This is a genomic window from Pseudomonas sp. NPDC086112, from assembly GCF_044746425.1.
Classification (GTDB): Bacteria; Pseudomonadota; Gammaproteobacteria; order Pseudomonadales; family Pseudomonadaceae; genus Aquipseudomonas.
In genome coordinates, this window is sequence record NZ_JBIVCD010000010.1 from 82,388 (window position 1) to 83,169 (window position 782).

The 782-nt window shown below is 60.5% G+C and carries 1 pseudogene; it reads left to right on the forward strand.

The annotated features are described in order from the left end of the window. Position 1: 1 nt before the first annotated feature. A pseudogene (locus ACIPLA_RS09980) lies at positions 2 to 782 on the forward strand (NAD(P)-binding protein); the annotation flags it as partial.

Consider the following 782-nt stretch of genomic DNA (forward strand, 5'->3'; position numbering starts at 1 on the left):
CATCGATGTCGGGCGCAAAGATCCGAAGAAGAAACTGTTGCGTCAACGCAAGAAAGAGTTCGTGGAAATCTACGAACCGTTCAAACCCCAGCAGTCGGCCGACAGGCCCACCGCTGCCTGGGTTGCGGTAACCCGTATTGCGAATGGAAGTGCCCGGTGCACAACTTCATTCCCAACTGGCTGAAACTGGTGGCCGAGGGCAACATCCTGCAGGCCGCCGAGCTGTCGCACCAGACCAACACCCTGCCGGAAGTCTGCGGCCGGGTGTGTCCTCAGGATCGTCTGTGCGAGGGTGCCTGCACCCTCAACGACGGTTTTGGTGCGGTGACCATCGGCTCGGTCGAGAAGTACATCACCGATACCGCGTTCGCCATGGGCTGGCGCCCGGACATGTCCAAGGTCAAACCGACCGGCAAGCGTGTTGCAGTGATCGGCGCGGGCCCTGCCGGCCTGGGCTGTGCCGACGTGCTGGTACGTGGCGGTGTAACCCCGGTGGTGTTCGACAAGAACCCGGAAATCGGCGGTCTGCTGACCTTCGGCATCCCCGAGTTCAAGCTGGAAAAGACCGTGCTGAGCAATCGCCGCGAAGTCTTCACCGGCATGGGCATCGAGTTCCGTCTGAACACCGAAATCGGCAAGGACGTGACCATCGAGCAACTGCTCGAAGAATACGATGCCGTGTTCATGGGCATGGGCACCTACACCTACATGAAGGGCGGCTTTGCCGGTGAGGATCTGCCGGGTGTGCATGACGCGCTGGATTTCCTGATCGCCAACGTCAA